Raw genomic sequence first — 14,033 nt, forward strand, 5'->3', positions numbered from 1 at the left:
CGCAATCGTTGCCGTATAAGCAAAATAAATGAAAAAAATTACCATACAACTGCGCCGGGTGCCCTGTTTTGGTATAGGATAGCCTCGAATTTTCCCTCCTTTACGTTCGGAAACCGATAATGAGTCAACAACAAACCAGCCAGTCTTCTGGCCAGGGTCTGCTGGAGCGCGTATTTAAGCTGCGCGAGCACGGCACCACAGTGCGTACGGAAGCGATCGCCGGTTTCACCACGTTCCTGACGATGGTGTATATCGTTTTTGTTAACCCACAAATTCTTGGCGTAGCGGGCATGGATACCAGCGCCGTGTTTGTGACTACCTGTCTGATTGCTGCGTTCGGCAGTATCCTGATGGGTCTGTTCGCGAACCTGCCGGTGGCTCTTGCGCCGGCGATGGGTCTGAACGCCTTCTTCGCCTTTGTGGTGGTACAGGCGATGGGCCTGCCGTGGCAGGTAGGCATGGGCGCGATTTTCTGGGGCGCCGTCGGTCTGCTGCTGCTGACGATTTTCCGTGTACGCTACTGGATGATCGCCAATATTCCGGTGAGCCTGCGCGTCGGTATCACCAGCGGTATCGGCCTGTTTATCGGCATGATGGGTCTGAAAAATGCCGGGGTTATCGTCGCTAATCCGGAAACGCTGGTCAGCATTGGTCATCTGACCTCCCACAGTGTGCTGCTGGGCATACTGGGCTTCTTTATCATCGCAATTCTGGCATCACGTAACATTCATGCCGCGGTCCTGGTGTCTATTGTGGTCACCACCCTGCTGGGCTGGATGCTGGGCGATGTGCACTACACCGGCATCGTCTCCGCGCCGCCGAGCGTGACGTCGGTGATTGGTCATGTCGATCTGGCGGGCTCCCTGAACCTGGGCCTGGCCGGCGTGATCTTCTCGTTTATGCTGGTCAACCTGTTTGACTCCTCCGGGACGCTGATTGGCGTTACCGATAAAGCGGGTCTGGCTGATGCACAGGGTAAATTCCCGCGCATGAAGCAAGCGCTGTTTGTCGACAGCGTCTCGTCGGTGGCGGGTTCCTTCATCGGTACTTCGTCGGTGACGGCCTATATCGAATCCTCCTCCGGCGTTTCCGTGGGCGGGCGCACCGGCCTGACCGCCGTTGTCGTTGGGATCCTGTTCCTGCTGGTTATCTTCCTGTCTCCGCTGGCGGGGATGGTTCCAGCCTATGCGGCCGCCGGCGCGCTGATTTACGTTGGCGTGCTGATGACCTCCAGCCTGGCGCGCGTGAAGTGGGATGACCTGACGGAAGCGGTACCGGCGTTTATCACCGCGGTGATGATGCCGTTTAGCTTCTCGATCACCGAAGGTATCGCCTTAGGCTTTATCTCTTACTGCGTGATGAAGATCGGAACCGGCCGCCTGCGCGAGCTCAGCCCGTGCGTGGTGATCGTCTCGCTGCTGTTTGTGCTGAAGATTGTCTTTATCGATGCACATTAATCCGCACGCATGATGAAAAAGCCCGGCATCGCTGCCGGGCTTTTTTTATGCTTTAACCCGCTGAATATAGTCGCCAAAGGCGGTCAGCTGGCCGCGCAGATGGTCGAGGGTGCTCTGATCGACTACTTCACCTGACTGCGGATCCACTTTGTTCTGGATCACACCGCCCATAAATTCCGGTTTATTCATCACCATCGCATCGAGGAAGACCAGAATCTGGCGCAGATGATACTGGCAGCGTGCGCCGCCGATGGCACCCATTGAGCTGGTCTGAATCAGTACTGGTTTGCCGGACAGCGGCTGCTCGGGCAGGCGTGACAGCCAGTCGATAGCGTTTTTCAGGCCGCCAGGCACGGAATAGTTATACTCGGGAGTGACAATCACCACGCCATCCGCCTCGCGGATCTGTTGCGCAATATCCTGCACGCTCTGTGGGAACCCCTCTTCCTCCTGAATATCAGCATCGTACAGCGGGATATCACCGATCGACGGCAGCGCGGAGATGTCCATGCCCGCGGGCGCGATGCCGGGCAGAGTGCGCGCGACCATTCCATTAAACGACCCTTTGCGCAGGCTGCCGAGTAACGTAACCACTTTTAAGGTATCTGACATGATTGCTCCTTTGTATCATGATGCCGGCAAAACCGGTCAATTGAGGGATAAGGTTTTTTCCATCGGTAAGCTGGTAAAGCGCATCAGGCGGGCCGACGGTTCGCGTGCGCGCCGCTGAGCATCCGGCAGACTATGCCATTCGCCCCCCTTAGCGTCATATTCCCAGACCTTCAGTGAGCCGATATTTGGGCTGGCGGCAATCGACCACACCAGCAGCGATTCGGCGTCACAGACGGCTTCGATCGGCTGGCTACCGGCGGTGCGCAGGCGGCCAGAGCCCGGCAGCAGCTGCGTTGATGCTTCACCGGTCAGTTTCAACACGCTTCGCCGCAGCGCCACCAGCTGGCTACGCGCTTCATCCGGGTCATGCTGAATGTTAATCCACAGATTTTCATTGTTACTGAAATTGTGCCGGTCAGCGTCGTGTCCACGCACCGTGCGCTGCAGTTCCATGTCGAGGCCACAATCCCCCTCGGTGGTCAGCGCGACGCCAACAATATTGCCAGTATAAGAGATAGAAAAGTGGGGAAGATGACGATCGCTAAAAACCGGTCTGCCATTGGCGGCGTTGACGATTTCAGGCAGCTCGCTGATGCCGTATAGCATAAACAGCAGTTCGGCGAGCAGCGAACGCGAAGCACGAAAGCGAGCCTGGCGGTATTCAGGGAGTAGACGTGCGGATTGATGACAGGCCGCCGACAAACGTGTCGATAGCGGCTCCCCGGTACTGAGTATCCCTCGTGCAAAATGCGTTGCCATACGTCGCTCCGTGAGTAATGGTCTGGTAAAAATTGCGCGCGTTATTATCGCCTGGTATTAACAGGTTTTAATGCCGAAATGCCCCGTTGAAAAGAGAATTTGTTTGAATTTTACAAATTCTTGCGCAATAAGGTGCGATGGACACGAAACAAGGCTTACAGCGTACCGGAATAGAGTTCTTTTAACGTATCTCTAAGCCAGACGAGCTTGGGGTTGTAGCTGTTGCGCTTATGCCATAGCAAGGTGAAGGGGACGCGGAGCTTTTCCAGAAGCTGAGGTTCCAGCGGCAGCGGGCGAGAGACCAGCGGTAGCTGGTGCTGCTGATTATAGTGCTGGCAGTAGCGCGGCGCGGTGGCCAGCATGGTGTGCTGCGGCTGAGCGGCCATAAAGAGCGATTGTTCAAACCCCGGCACGGTCAGCGCCACGTTACGCTTATACCCCAGCTCCTGCAGCACATCGTCCAGTGCCCAGGTATCGCTCTGTTCCCAGCAGATAGTGATATGCGGATAGCGCAAGAATGCCGCCAGATCCCATTCCTCTCTGAGCGCCGGATGATCGGCGCGCAGCCAGACCTGCGGCAGGTCGGTGAACAGGACATCAAAATCGATATACCACGGCAGCAGGCTCAGCTGCTCCCGCGACTGCGGATGGCTTTCGCGCCCGCAGAAGCCGATATCCACCTCGCCGCGAATAATGGCGTCCAGGGAGTCGTAGTCCCAGTTGCGCAAACGAATCAATGCCTGCGGATAGCGCTGATAGATGCGTTGGGAGAGGGTGTTAAACAGGATCATCAGCAGCGGCGTTTCCGCCGCCAGCTCGAATTTGAGGCCGCTGGGCATGGTGTGGTGCGGTTTATCGAGGATCTGGTTGCCCATCTGCATCCAGTCCGCCAGATCCTGCTCCATGCTGCTGACCAGCGGCGTAGGCGCCAGACCCAGAGGGGTTTTCACAAACAGCGGGTCGTCAAACCAGGCGCGCAGTTTGGCCAGCGACTTGCTCACCGCTGACGGCGAAACGTTCATCCGTTTCGCCGTACGGGTAACGCTGAGCTCCTGGGTCAGGAGCTGCAGGCAGAGGAGTAAATTAAGATCAAGACTCGACAGCGGCTTCTTCATCGTATTGCGCAACCCGCGGTGGGGTGACGACCAGTAATAAAACAAGGCTCATTATGCTACAGGCAATGAGTATCCCGATCAGCATATTCATCGCGCTGAGTCCGATGATGGCGGCGAGCCAAATCCACAGCGATGAACCGCACACCTGCGCGATGCCGAGAACCGAGCTGGCGACGCCCGCGCGCAGCGTGAAGGGCCCCAGCGCCTGGCTCATCGCGACGCCGAATCCAATGGAGAAGCCGGCGCAAATCATGCCCAGCCCGATCAGGGTGACGGACTGGCGGGTGGCGAGGCTCAGCGCCAGGCCTGCCGCCAGAAACAGCACCTGCGAGGTCAGCATTAAGGTGCGGGGGTTAAACAGCGACAGGGCGAACGGCGTCGAGAAGGAGACTGCCATGCTGATCATCGCCATCAGGGCCATCGCCATTGAGTAAGTTCCCCGGTCGAACCCCATCTCTTCCATCATCAGTACCGGAGAGACGTTCACGTAGGTCAGGATCGCCGTCACGCTGAGGGTGGTGATGAGAATGCGGCTGAGAAAAAAGCGGTTCAGCAGCGACTCACTGCCGCCATGCTGTGGTGTCGCAGTCTGCGGGTGTGCCGTCGGGCGCGTCTCGCGCAGGATAAAGACCGACAGCAAACCGACCATGACGCCCATGCCGGTCATGGTGTAGAACAGGCTCTGCCACGGATATTTCAGCATAATCAGGTGACCAATCACCGGCGCCAGGACGGGGATAATGCAGGTAATGCCGTTGAGCAACGACAGCACCTTGGCGCGGCGACGATCGTCCAGCGTATCGCGCAGGATAGCGAAAGCCACCACGTAGCAGCTGCCGGCGCCGATCCCCTGGATAAAGCGTCCGGCGAGGAAGTGGCTGCTGGTGTGCGCCTGGGCGCAGAGCAGGGAGGCGACAACAAAGATCACCGCGCCCACAATGGCGACAGGCTTACGTCCAGACCGGTCGGCGATGCGACCAGCAAACAGCATTGCGGAGGCCATACCGGCCAGATAGACCGAAAAGGCGATATGTAATTGTGCCTCGCTGGCTCCCAGGTCCTGAGCAATACGCGGCAGGCCGACCAGATACATATCGATGCCGGAAGGATAGAGCAGAACCAGGGCGAAACTGCAGAGAAGAAAGCGTGTCATGGGATCCTCGCGATGTGAATGGCGTTCAGCATAGTGAGGAACGCGGCACAAGACGAGTTGCCATTTGGACAACACTCTTTTCCTGGCAGGAAACCCGAGTTAACGACTCCGGGTACGCCAGACGCGGGCCATCCCTTCGCTTTCCGGCCGAACGCTTTCAAAGCCGAACTTCGCATACAGCTCCGGCACATCCGCCACCAGCGTGACATAGGCCCCGTCAAAGGCGTTAGCGTCCAGCCAGGCGACCAGCTTCTCCATCACCAACCGGCCCAGGCCTTTTCCCTGATGAGCCGGATCGACGGCGACGTCGACAATATCGAAATTAATCGCGCCGTCGCCGACGATGCGTCCCATCGCGATCGGCGTCTCCTGCCAGAGGATATGTACGCCGTAACAGCTATGCGGCAGTCCGGCTCTGGCGCCTTCCAGGGGGCGTGGCGACATGCCCGCCGCCACCCGCAGGTGGCAAAACGCTTCGGCGGAGGGCACCTTCTCGATCACGGTATATTCAACGGTCATGCTTTAGTCTCGTGGTAAAAGGGGAGATAAAAGTAGAGAACGTTGCGCCGCAAAGGGCAAGAAAAAACCCGCATTAACGCGGCGTTAATGCGGGTGAGTGAACGTTTACGGACTAAACGTTATTTGCCGATGCAGAAGCTGGAGAAGATGCGGCCCAACAGGTCGTCGGAGGTGAACTCCCCGGTGATCTCGCTCAGCGCCTGCTGCGCGAGGCGCAGCTCTTCCGCCAGCAGCTCCCCGGCCCAGGCGCCCAGCAGCTGGGCTTTGCCCTGCTGCAGATGGTTCGCCGCCTCTTCCAGCGCCTGCAGGTGACGGCGGCGGGCAAGGAAGCCACCTTCCATGCTGGTATCGAAGCCCATGCTCTGCTTGAGATGGTTACGCAGCACCTCCACGCCTTCGCCGGTACGTGCCGACAGGCGGATCAGTGAGTGGCCATTGACTTCGCTGAGCCCCAGCGCCTCGCCAGTGACGTCGGCTTTATTGCGCACCACGGTAATCGGCAGTTTAGCGGGCAGGCGCTCGATAAAGTCCGGCCAGATCTCCGCCGGGTCAACGGCGCTGGTGGTGGTGCCGTCGACCATAAACAGCACCCGATCCGCCTGCTCAATCTCCTGCCAGGCGCGCTCGATGCCGATACGCTCCACTTCGTCACTGGCGTCGCGCAGGCCCGCGGTATCGATGATATGCAGCGGCATGCCGTCGATATGGATATGTTCGCGCAGCACGTCGCGGGTGGTGCCCGCAATGTCGGTGACGATCGCCGCTTCGCGGCCCGCCAGGGCGTTCAGCAGGCTCGATTTACCGGCATTTGGTCGCCCGGCGATCACCACTTTCATCCCTTCGCGCAGCAGACTGCCCTGACGAGCTTCAGCGCGGACGGCGTCGAGGTCGGCCATCACGCCGTTCAGCTGGGCTTCAATTTTGCCGTCGGAGAGGAAATCAATTTCTTCATCCGGGAAATCGATCGCCGCTTCCACGTAGATGCGCAGGTGAGTGAGCGCTTCCACAAGGTGGTTAACCCGCGCGGAGAAGGCCCCTTGCAAGGAGTTCAACGCCGAGCGCGCCGCCTGTTCTGAACTGGCGTCGATGAGGTCGGCGATGGCTTCTGCCTGCGCCAGGTCGAGCTTGTCGTTGAGGAACGCGCGTTCGGAAAACTCGCCCGGCCTGGCGATGCGTACGCCGGGCAACGTCAGAATACGTTTGAGCAGCAGATCGAGAATGACCGGGCCGCCGTGACCCTGCAGCTCAAGCACATCCTCCCCGGTAAAGGAGTTCGGCCCGGGGAACCACAGCGCAATCCCCTGATCCAGCGGCGTACCGTCAACGTCGTTGAACGGCAGGTAGTCGGCATAACGCGGCTTCGGCAGCTTGCCCAGTACCGCCTGCGCGACGTCGCGCGCCTTAAGGCCGGAGATACGCAGGATGCCCACCCCACCGCGTCCCGGAGGGGTTGCCTGGGCGACGATAGTGTCGTTATGGCTCATGGTGACTCTCTATGTAGATGTAAAAAAGGCGGTCCATTGACCGCCTTCTCTGGCATTAACGCTACCGTAGATACTCGAAATAATTCAAGTTGCAGAAAGGCGGCAAGTTAGTGAGGCCCCAGGAGCTTACTGTAGTAAGTGACTGGGGCGAACTAATGAAGCCAACGCATCTGCGGCTTGAAGAATGAAGAGTATCAGGATTTCTTCTTCTCGCGGCTATGCAGGCCACGCTTCTCCAGACCACGGTAAATCAGCTGCTGCTGAATAATGGTGACCAGGTTGCTGACGATGTAGTACACCACCAGGCCAGACGGGAACCACAGGAAGAACACCGTGAAGATGACCGGCATAAAGGTCATGATCTTCTGCTGCATCGGGTCGGTCACAGTGGTCGGCGACATCTTCTGGATGAAGAACATGGTCGCGCCCATGATGATCGGCAGGATGTAGTACGGGTCTTGTGCAGACAGGTCGTGGATCCACAGGATAAACGGCGCATGACGCAGTTCAACCGAGGCGCTCAGCATGTAGTACAGCGCAAGGAAGATCGGCATCTGAATAATCAGCGGGAAGCAGCCACCCAGTGGGTTCACTTTTTCCGCTTTATACAGCGCCATCATCTCCTGGCTTTGACGTTGTTTATCGTCGCCCAGACGCTCACGCATGGCCTGAATCTTCGGCTGCAGCATACGCATCTTCGCCATGGAGGTGTACTGCGCTTTGGTCAGCGGGTACATGATGCCACGAACGATAAAGGTGATAACGATGATCGAGAAGCCCCAGTTGCCGAGGAAGCTGTGGATGAATTTCAGCAGCTTGAACAGCGGTTGGGAGATGAACCACAGCCAGCCGTAGTCGACGGTCAGATCCAGGTGCGGCGCAACGGCAGCCATTTTGTCCTGAATAGCCGGACCGACCCACAGCACGCTCTGCAGCTTGTCGGTTTGACCAGGCTGCACCAGTACCGGCTGCGATTTGTAGCCAATAGCCACAATGCCGTTGCCGAGGTTGGCGGTGTAAAAGTTATTCGTTCCATTATTCTGCGGCACCCATGCGGTGGTGAAGTACTGCTGCAGCATGGCAACCCAACCGTTTTTGGTGCTGACGTTCAGGTTTTCGTTGTCCAGAATGGTATCGAATTTATATTTTTCGTATTTCGAATCCGCGGTGGAGAACGCTGCGCCACGGAAAGTATGCATCGTGGACAGGCCGCCGGTCTGCGTATCGCGACTGGTCGGCAGCGCCGCGGTCTGCTTCAACTGACCGAAGGTCGAGACTTCCAGAGGCTTCTCGCTGGCGTTCTGCACGCTATAACCGACGTTCACCGCATAGCCACCACGTTTCAGGGTGAAGGTTTTGGTGAAGACGTTGCCGGCTTTATCGGTGTAGGTCAGCGGAATGACGATTTCATCCTGGCCATCAGCCAGCACAAACGCCTCTTTATCGACGTTGTACAGCGGACGCGGGCCATTCGCCGGGTTATCCGGACCATCACGGCCGGTTAAGCCGCTCTGCGCCTGGTAGACAAACTGCGGCGTGGTTTCCAGTAACTGGAACGGTTCGGTCGACTTCAGCGTTTTTGGATACGCCAGAAGCAGCGCCTGCTCAATATCACCACCGTTGGTGTTGATAGTCAGCTCAAGCACGTCGGTTTTAACCGTAATCAGTTTCCCCTGGCCACTGGCCGGTACGCCCTGGTCGGCGGCGCTACCCGCTGCTGTGGTCGTAGTCTGCGTGGTCTGCTGCTGGGGCTGCGGATTTTTGTCCTGCTCCCAGGCTTGCCAGATCATGAAAGACACGAACAACAAAGCGATGATAAGAAGATTGCGTTGCGAATCCATCGTTAGTGTTCTCTGGTATCAAATGGTCCGGGCGGGACGGGATCGTCACCACCAGGGTGTAAAGGGTGGCATTTTAATACGCGTTTCATTGTCAACCAACTGCCTTTTATCACACCAAACCTGCGTAAGGCCTCAATTCCGTATTGAGAACAGGTTGGGGTGAAACGACAATGCGGCCCGAGTAGCGGACTAATCAGGCGCTGATAAACTCTAATCAGGCCGATCAGGACCCGCGAGCCAGGCGACAATGGCGGCGCCATAATTTTTCCAACGCTTCCGAGAGAGCACGGTTATCGAGGTCGGCAACCCCTCTTTTCGCCACCACCACGAAATCCATTGGCGGGAGTTCATGTTGACGCAAACGAAAACTTTCACGCGTCAGACGTTTAATCCGATTGCGTTCATGTGCGCGTTTTACGTTTTTCTTGGCGACCGTAAGACCGATGCGGGGATGCCCCAGCGAATTCAGGCGGCCGAGGATGGTGATTTGCGGCGTGCCAGCCCGTTGTGGCTGCTGGAAGACGAAAGTGAAATGACTGGGAGTTAACAAACGTAACTCCCTGGGAAATGCGAGCTTAACCACGCAGGGTTAGCTTTATTACTTGGAAACGGTCAGACGAGCGCGGCCTTTAGCACGACGACGTGCCAGAACCTGACGACCATTTTTAGTAGCCATACGAGCACGGAAGCCGTGAGAACGGTTGCGCTTCAGTACAGACGGTTGAAAAGTGCGTTTCATGGCGATTTCTACCTAAACTTGAATAAATTCACTGACTTTTGCGTAGACCCGAACGAACTTCGAACGACTTACGCCTCAGCGTGGGTGATTAAAGAGGCCGGATTGTAATAATTGTACACTCCGGAGTCAATTCTCTTTCCTTATTTCTCGCACCTTGTCGCACAAAAAATAAGCTGAGACGCGTGACGAAAACGGGCATTACGCGCCGGGTGGGGGATTATACGGCCTGGCCAGTAAAGCGCAAGGATCCGGAAGGATCTTTGTTAGATCGTTTCCGCCCAAAACCAGCATAGCTCATTAATTTTTCCAATATGCGGCGGAAATCGTGCTTCACTCTCCCCAGGATCGATTACACTTACCCGGTTTCGATCCTTCCTGTGGATAAATCGGGAAGAATCTGTTGAGAAACACAAGATCTCTTTCTCAGTTTAGGCTATGATCCCCGGTCCCGATCGCGATCCCCGGATCCGCAACGGGTAATAACCGCAGATAGCGGTTCGCACGTCACCCCTTTAGTGCAGGGGCTTTTCGGCTAATGCAGGGTCTTGTCGACGTGTGCCAACAATCACGATTGTTTCTGTTTTTCTTTGATATCGATTTTATGTTCGAGTGGAGTCCGCCGTGTCACTTTCGCTTTGGCAGCAGTGTCTTGCCCGATTGCAGGATGAGTTACCAGCCACAGAATTCAGCATGTGGATCCGCCCATTGCAGGCGGAACTGAGCGATAACACGCTGGCACTGTATGCGCCAAACCGTTTTGTGCTCGACTGGGTAAGGGACAAATACCTCAATAATATCAATGGACTCCTCAATGATTTTTGCGGTGCTGATGCCCCGCAGCTGCGTTTTGAGGTGGGAGCTAAGCCAGCCAGCTCACTGCAGAAAGGAGCGGTAAGCCCGGCCACAGCGGCCATCCCGGCAGCGCAGGTGCAGACCGCGCGCGTGGCGCCGACGATCGTGCGCCCTGGCTGGGATAATGTTCCGGCACCGGCGGAGCCGACCTACCGCTCTAACGTTAACGTGAAACACACGTTTGATAACTTCGTCGAAGGTAAATCTAACCAGCTGGCCCGCGCGGCGGCGCGTCAGGTGGCCGATAACCCGGGCGGCGCCTACAACCCGCTGTTCCTTTATGGCGGCACCGGTCTGGGGAAAACCCACCTGTTGCACGCGGTGGGTAACGGCATTGTGGCGCGTAAGCCGAACGCGAAAGTGGTCTATATGCACTCCGAGCGTTTCGTCCAGGACATGGTCAAAGCGCTGCAAAACAACGCCATCGAAGAGTTTAAGCGCTACTACCGCTCCGTTGACGCCCTGCTGATCGATGACATTCAGTTCTTTGCCAATAAAGAACGATCCCAGGAAGAGTTTTTCCACACCTTCAATGCCCTGCTGGAAGGTAATCAGCAGATCATCCTGACCTCGGATCGTTATCCAAAAGAGATCAATGGCGTTGAAGATCGTCTGAAATCCCGCTTCGGCTGGGGCCTGACGGTGGCGATCGAGCCGCCGGAGCTGGAAACCCGCGTCGCGATCCTGATGAAAAAAGCCGATGAAAACGACATTCGCCTGCCAGGCGAAGTGGCGTTCTTTATTGCCAAGCGCCTGCGCTCAAACGTGCGTGAGCTGGAGGGGGCGCTGAACCGCGTTATCGCCAACGCCAACTTCACCGGCCGGGCGATCACCATCGATTTCGTGCGCGAAGCGCTGCGCGATCTGCTGGCGCTGCAGGAAAAACTGGTCACCATCGACAATATTCAAAAGACGGTGGCGGAGTACTACAAGATTAAGGTAGCGGATCTGCTGTCCAAGCGCCGCTCCCGTTCGGTGGCGCGTCCTCGCCAGATGGCGATGGCGCTGGCCAAAGAGCTGACCAACCACAGCCTGCCGGAAATCGGCGATGCGTTTGGCGGCCGCGACCATACCACCGTGCTGCACGCCTGCCGTAAGATTGAGCAGTTGCGTGAAGAAAGCCACGACATTAAAGAAGATTTTTCCAATTTAATCAGAACATTATCCTCGTGACGCTATGAAATTTACCGTAGAACGTGAACATTTATTAAAACCGCTGCAACAGGTGAGCGGTCCGTTAGGTGGTCGTCCGACGCTGCCCATTCTCGGTAACCTGCTGCTTCAGGTCGCGGACGGCGCACTGTCGCTGACCGGTACCGATCTTGAAATGGAGATGGTGGCGCGCGTGGCGCTGGTTCAGCCGCACGAAGCGGGCGCAACGACCGTTCCGGCGCGTAAATTCTTTGATATCTGCCGCGGCCTGCCGGAAGGCGCGGAGATCGCGGTTCAGCTGGAAGGCGATCGGATGCTGGTGCGTTCCGGCCGCAGCCGCTTCTCGCTGTCGACGCTGCCTGCTGCCGACTTCCCGAATCTGGATGACTGGCAGAGCGAAGTGGAATTTACCCTGCCGCAGGCGACCATGAAGCGTCTGATCGAAGCCACTCAGTTCTCGATGGCGCACCAGGATGTTCGTTACTACTTAAACGGTATGCTGTTTGAAACCGAAGGTAGCGAACTGCGCACGGTGGCCACCGATGGTCACCGCCTGGCGGTCTGTTCGATGCCGCTGGAAGCGTCGCTGCCGAACCATTCGGTGATCGTGCCGCGTAAAGGGGTGATTGAGTTGATGCGGATGCTCGATGGCGGCGATACCCCGCTGCGCGTGCAGATTGGCAGCAACAATATCCGCGCTCACGTGGGCGATTTTATCTTTACGTCGAAGCTAGTTGATGGCCGTTTCCCGGATTATCGCCGCGTATTGCCGAAAAATCCGGATAAACATCTCGATGCTGGCTGTGACATTCTCAAGCAGGCCTTCGCCCGCGCGGCAATCCTCTCGAACGAGAAATTCCGCGGCGTGCGGCTGTACGTCAGTGAAAACCAGCTGAAAATCACCGCCAATAACCCGGAGCAGGAAGAGGCGGAAGAGATTCTGGATGTGACCTACGCCGGAACGGAGATGGAGATTGGCTTCAACGTTAGCTATGTGCTGGATGTGCTGAATGCGCTGAAGTGCGAGAATGTGCGCATTTTGCTGACGGATTCGGTGTCGAGCGTGCAGATTGAGGATGCGGCTTCGCAATCCGCAGCCTATGTCGTCATGCCTATGAGATTGTAGTGGAAAATATCGGGCTATCTTACTTGCCATTTTCAACCTGGGCTGTGCTCGCCCCTGTCACGTACTTCGTGTACGCTCCAGGGTCTGCGCGCAGTCCGCGTTGAAACTGGCTGCGCCGATAACGCCCTGGCCCAAAGAACGCTGATATGTCACTGACGCGCTTGCTCATCAAAGATTTCCGCAATATTGAAAATGCGGATCTCGCTTTATCCCCCAGCTTTAACTTCCTGGTTGGCGCAAACGGCAGCGGCAAAACCAGCGTGCTGGAAGCTATCTATACGCTCGGTCATGGCCGGGCGTTTCGTAGTTTGCAAATTGGCCGGGTGATCCGCCACGAGCAGGAGGCTTTTGTCCTGCACGGCCGCCTGCAGGGCGAAGAGCGGGAAACCGCCATCGGCCTGACCAAAGACAAACAGGGCGACAGCAAGGTGCGCATCGACGGCACCGACGGCCACAAAGTGGCGGAGCTGGCGCACCTGATGCCGATGCAACTGATTACGCCGGAGGGGTTTACTTTACTCAATGGCGGCCCCAAATACAGAAGAGCATTCCTCGATTGGGGATGTTTTCATAACGAAGCCGGATTCTTCACCGCCTGGAGCAACCTGAAGCGCCTGGTCAAGCAGCGCAACGCCGCGCTGCGTCAGGTCAGCCGCTATGCCCAGCTGCGACCATGGGATCTGGAACTCATTCCGCTGGCGGAACAAATCAGCCGCTGGCGTGCCGAATACAGCGCCGCTATCGTCGAAGACATGGCGGATACTTGTCAGCAATTTTTACCAGAATTCACGCTCACCTTCTCTTTCCAGCGCGGTTGGGAAAAAGAGACCGACTACGCGGAGGTGCTGGAGCGGAATTTCGAGCGCGACAGAATGTTAACCTACACCGCCCACGGCCCGCATAAAGCGGATTTCCGTATTCGCGCCGACGGGGCGCCGGTGGAAGATACCTTGTCGCGCGGGCAGCTTAAGCTGCTGATGTGCGCCCTGCGTCTGGCGCAAGGTGAGTTCCTCACCCGCGTCAGCGGGCGGCGCTGCCTGTACCTGATAGATGATTTTGCCTCGGAACTTGATGATGCCCGCCGCGGTCTGTTATCCAGCCGCCTGAAAGCGACGCAGTCGCAGGTTTTCGTCAGCGCGATCAGCGCTGAACACGTTATGGACATGTCGGACAAAAATTCGAAGATGTTCCGCGTGGAAAAAGGTAAAATAACGGATTAACCCA

The 14,033-nt window shown here is 57.1% G+C and carries 14 protein-coding genes; 4 read left to right on the forward strand and 10 right to left on the reverse strand.

The genetic code is table 11. The features are described from left to right. Positions 1-119 precede the first annotated feature (119 nt). Positions 120-1,457, forward strand: a complete 1,338-nt coding sequence (locus tag CWM57_RS25360; RefSeq protein WP_074385295.1) for an NCS2 family permease — start codon at positions 120-122, stop codon at positions 1,455-1,457. Between the two features lie 45 nt (positions 1,458-1,502). Here CWM57_RS25360 and CWM57_RS25365 read toward each other — a convergent pair whose 3' ends face one another. The 10 genes from CWM57_RS25365 to rpmH all read right to left on the reverse strand — a co-directional run bounded on the left by CWM57_RS25365 (position 1,503) and on the right by rpmH (position 9,679). Beyond that, complete coding sequence (locus CWM57_RS25365; protein WP_074385296.1) at positions 1,503-2,069, reverse strand: NADPH-dependent FMN reductase; 567 nt, start codon at positions 2,067-2,069, stop codon at positions 1,503-1,505. 36 nt (positions 2,070-2,105) lie between these two features. Then, positions 2,106-2,675, reverse strand: a complete 570-nt coding sequence (locus CWM57_RS25370) for a 4'-phosphopantetheinyl transferase family protein (protein ID WP_165784261.1) — start codon at positions 2,673-2,675, stop codon at positions 2,106-2,108. 308 nt (positions 2,676-2,983) lie between these two features. Next, positions 2,984-3,943 carry an HTH-type transcriptional regulator YidZ gene (gene yidZ, locus CWM57_RS25375; protein ID WP_061156302.1) on the reverse strand — a complete coding sequence of 320 codons (960 nt, stop codon included), beginning with the start codon at positions 3,941-3,943 and terminating at the stop codon, positions 2,984-2,986. Further along, complete coding sequence (locus CWM57_RS25380; RefSeq protein ID WP_100676561.1) at positions 3,918-5,096, reverse strand: MFS transporter; 1,179 nt, start codon at positions 5,094-5,096, stop codon at positions 3,918-3,920. Before CWM57_RS25380 ends, yidZ begins: the two co-directional genes overlap by 26 nt. A 99-nt stretch (positions 5,097-5,195) precedes the next feature. Continuing rightward, positions 5,196-5,615, reverse strand: coding sequence for a GNAT family N-acetyltransferase (locus CWM57_RS25385; RefSeq protein ID WP_004151539.1), 420 nt, complete (start codon positions 5,613-5,615; stop codon positions 5,196-5,198). 119 nt (positions 5,616-5,734) lie between these two features. Continuing rightward, positions 5,735-7,099, reverse strand: coding sequence for a tRNA uridine-5-carboxymethylaminomethyl(34) synthesis GTPase MnmE (gene mnmE, locus CWM57_RS25390; protein WP_008806740.1), 1,365 nt, complete (start codon positions 7,097-7,099; stop codon positions 5,735-5,737). 194 nt (positions 7,100-7,293) lie between these two features. Further along, entirely contained in the window at positions 7,294-8,940 is a 1,647-nt protein-coding gene (yidC, locus tag CWM57_RS25400; protein WP_061156305.1) for a membrane protein insertase YidC, read from the reverse strand. Positions 8,941-8,942: 2 nt separating this feature from the next. Further along, the gene (yidD, locus tag CWM57_RS25405; protein ID WP_004151536.1) at positions 8,943-9,200 is read right to left on the reverse strand and encodes a membrane protein insertion efficiency factor YidD; all 258 of its coding nucleotides are present in this window, start codon (positions 9,198-9,200) and stop codon (positions 8,943-8,945) included. Further along, positions 9,164-9,523: a ribonuclease P protein component gene (gene rnpA, locus CWM57_RS25410; RefSeq protein ID WP_004151535.1), complete on the reverse strand. Its 360-nt coding sequence runs from the start codon at positions 9,521-9,523 to the stop codon at positions 9,164-9,166. The genes yidD and rnpA overlap by 37 nt, the downstream gene beginning before the upstream one ends. A 15-nt stretch (positions 9,524-9,538) precedes the next feature. Next, positions 9,539-9,679 carry a 50S ribosomal protein L34 gene (gene rpmH, locus CWM57_RS25415; RefSeq protein ID WP_000831330.1) on the reverse strand — a complete coding sequence of 47 codons (141 nt, stop codon included), beginning with the start codon at positions 9,677-9,679 and terminating at the stop codon, positions 9,539-9,541. 621 nt (positions 9,680-10,300) lie between these two features. On the opposite strand from rpmH, the gene dnaA reads away from it, so the two are divergent. The 3 genes from dnaA (at position 10,301) to recF (ending at position 14,029) form a co-directional block, all read left to right on the forward strand. Beyond that, a complete protein-coding gene (dnaA, locus tag CWM57_RS25420; protein WP_061156307.1) occupies positions 10,301-11,704 on the forward strand; it encodes a chromosomal replication initiator protein DnaA in 1,404 nt (467 codons plus the stop codon). Between the two features lie 4 nt (positions 11,705-11,708). Beyond that, the gene (gene dnaN / locus CWM57_RS25425; RefSeq protein ID WP_008806743.1) at positions 11,709-12,809 is read left to right on the forward strand and encodes a DNA polymerase III subunit beta; all 1,101 of its coding nucleotides are present in this window, start codon (positions 11,709-11,711) and stop codon (positions 12,807-12,809) included. A gap of 146 nt (positions 12,810-12,955) precedes the next feature. Next, on the forward strand, positions 12,956-14,029 hold the full coding sequence (recF, locus tag CWM57_RS25430; protein ID WP_074385299.1) for a DNA replication/repair protein RecF: 1,074 nt from the start codon (positions 12,956-12,958) through the stop codon (positions 14,027-14,029). Positions 14,030-14,033 lie beyond the last annotated feature (4 nt).

This window comes from Klebsiella sp. G-Nf4 (genome assembly GCF_002810615.1).
Lineage (GTDB): Bacteria > Pseudomonadota > Gammaproteobacteria > Enterobacterales > Enterobacteriaceae > Klebsiella > Klebsiella variicola.

What these genes read in the sequence shown, in the direction of transcription:
- yidZ (WP_061156302.1), bottom strand. Translation starts at nt 3,943, where the DNA reads ATGAAGAAGCCGCTGTCGAGTCTTGATCTTAATTTACTCCTCTGCCTG.
- mnmE (WP_008806740.1), bottom strand. Translation starts at nt 7,099, where the DNA reads ATGAGCCATAACGACACTATCGTCGCCCAGGCAACCCCTCCGGGACGC.
- yidD (WP_004151536.1), bottom strand. Translation starts at nt 9,200, where the DNA reads ATGGCGCCGCCATTGTCGCCTGGCTCGCGGGTCCTGATCGGCCTGATT.
- CWM57_RS25365 (WP_074385296.1), bottom strand. Translation starts at nt 2,069, where the DNA reads ATGTCAGATACCTTAAAAGTGGTTACGTTACTCGGCAGCCTGCGCAAA.
- CWM57_RS25370 (WP_165784261.1), bottom strand. Translation starts at nt 2,675, where the DNA reads ATGCTATACGGCATCAGCGAGCTGCCTGAAATCGTCAACGCCGCCAAT.
- rpmH (WP_000831330.1), bottom strand. Translation starts at nt 9,679, where the DNA reads ATGAAACGCACTTTTCAACCGTCTGTACTGAAGCGCAACCGTTCTCAC.
- dnaN (WP_008806743.1), top strand. Translation starts at nt 11,709, where the DNA reads ATGAAATTTACCGTAGAACGTGAACATTTATTAAAACCGCTGCAACAG.
- CWM57_RS25385 (WP_004151539.1), bottom strand. Translation starts at nt 5,615, where the DNA reads ATGACCGTTGAATATACCGTGATCGAGAAGGTGCCCTCCGCCGAAGCG.
- yidC (WP_061156305.1), bottom strand. Translation starts at nt 8,940, where the DNA reads ATGGATTCGCAACGCAATCTTCTTATCATCGCTTTGTTGTTCGTGTCT.
- CWM57_RS25360 (WP_074385295.1), top strand. Translation starts at nt 120, where the DNA reads ATGAGTCAACAACAAACCAGCCAGTCTTCTGGCCAGGGTCTGCTGGAG.
- recF (WP_074385299.1), top strand. Translation starts at nt 12,956, where the DNA reads ATGTCACTGACGCGCTTGCTCATCAAAGATTTCCGCAATATTGAAAAT.
- CWM57_RS25380 (WP_100676561.1), bottom strand. Translation starts at nt 5,096, where the DNA reads ATGACACGCTTTCTTCTCTGCAGTTTCGCCCTGGTTCTGCTCTATCCT.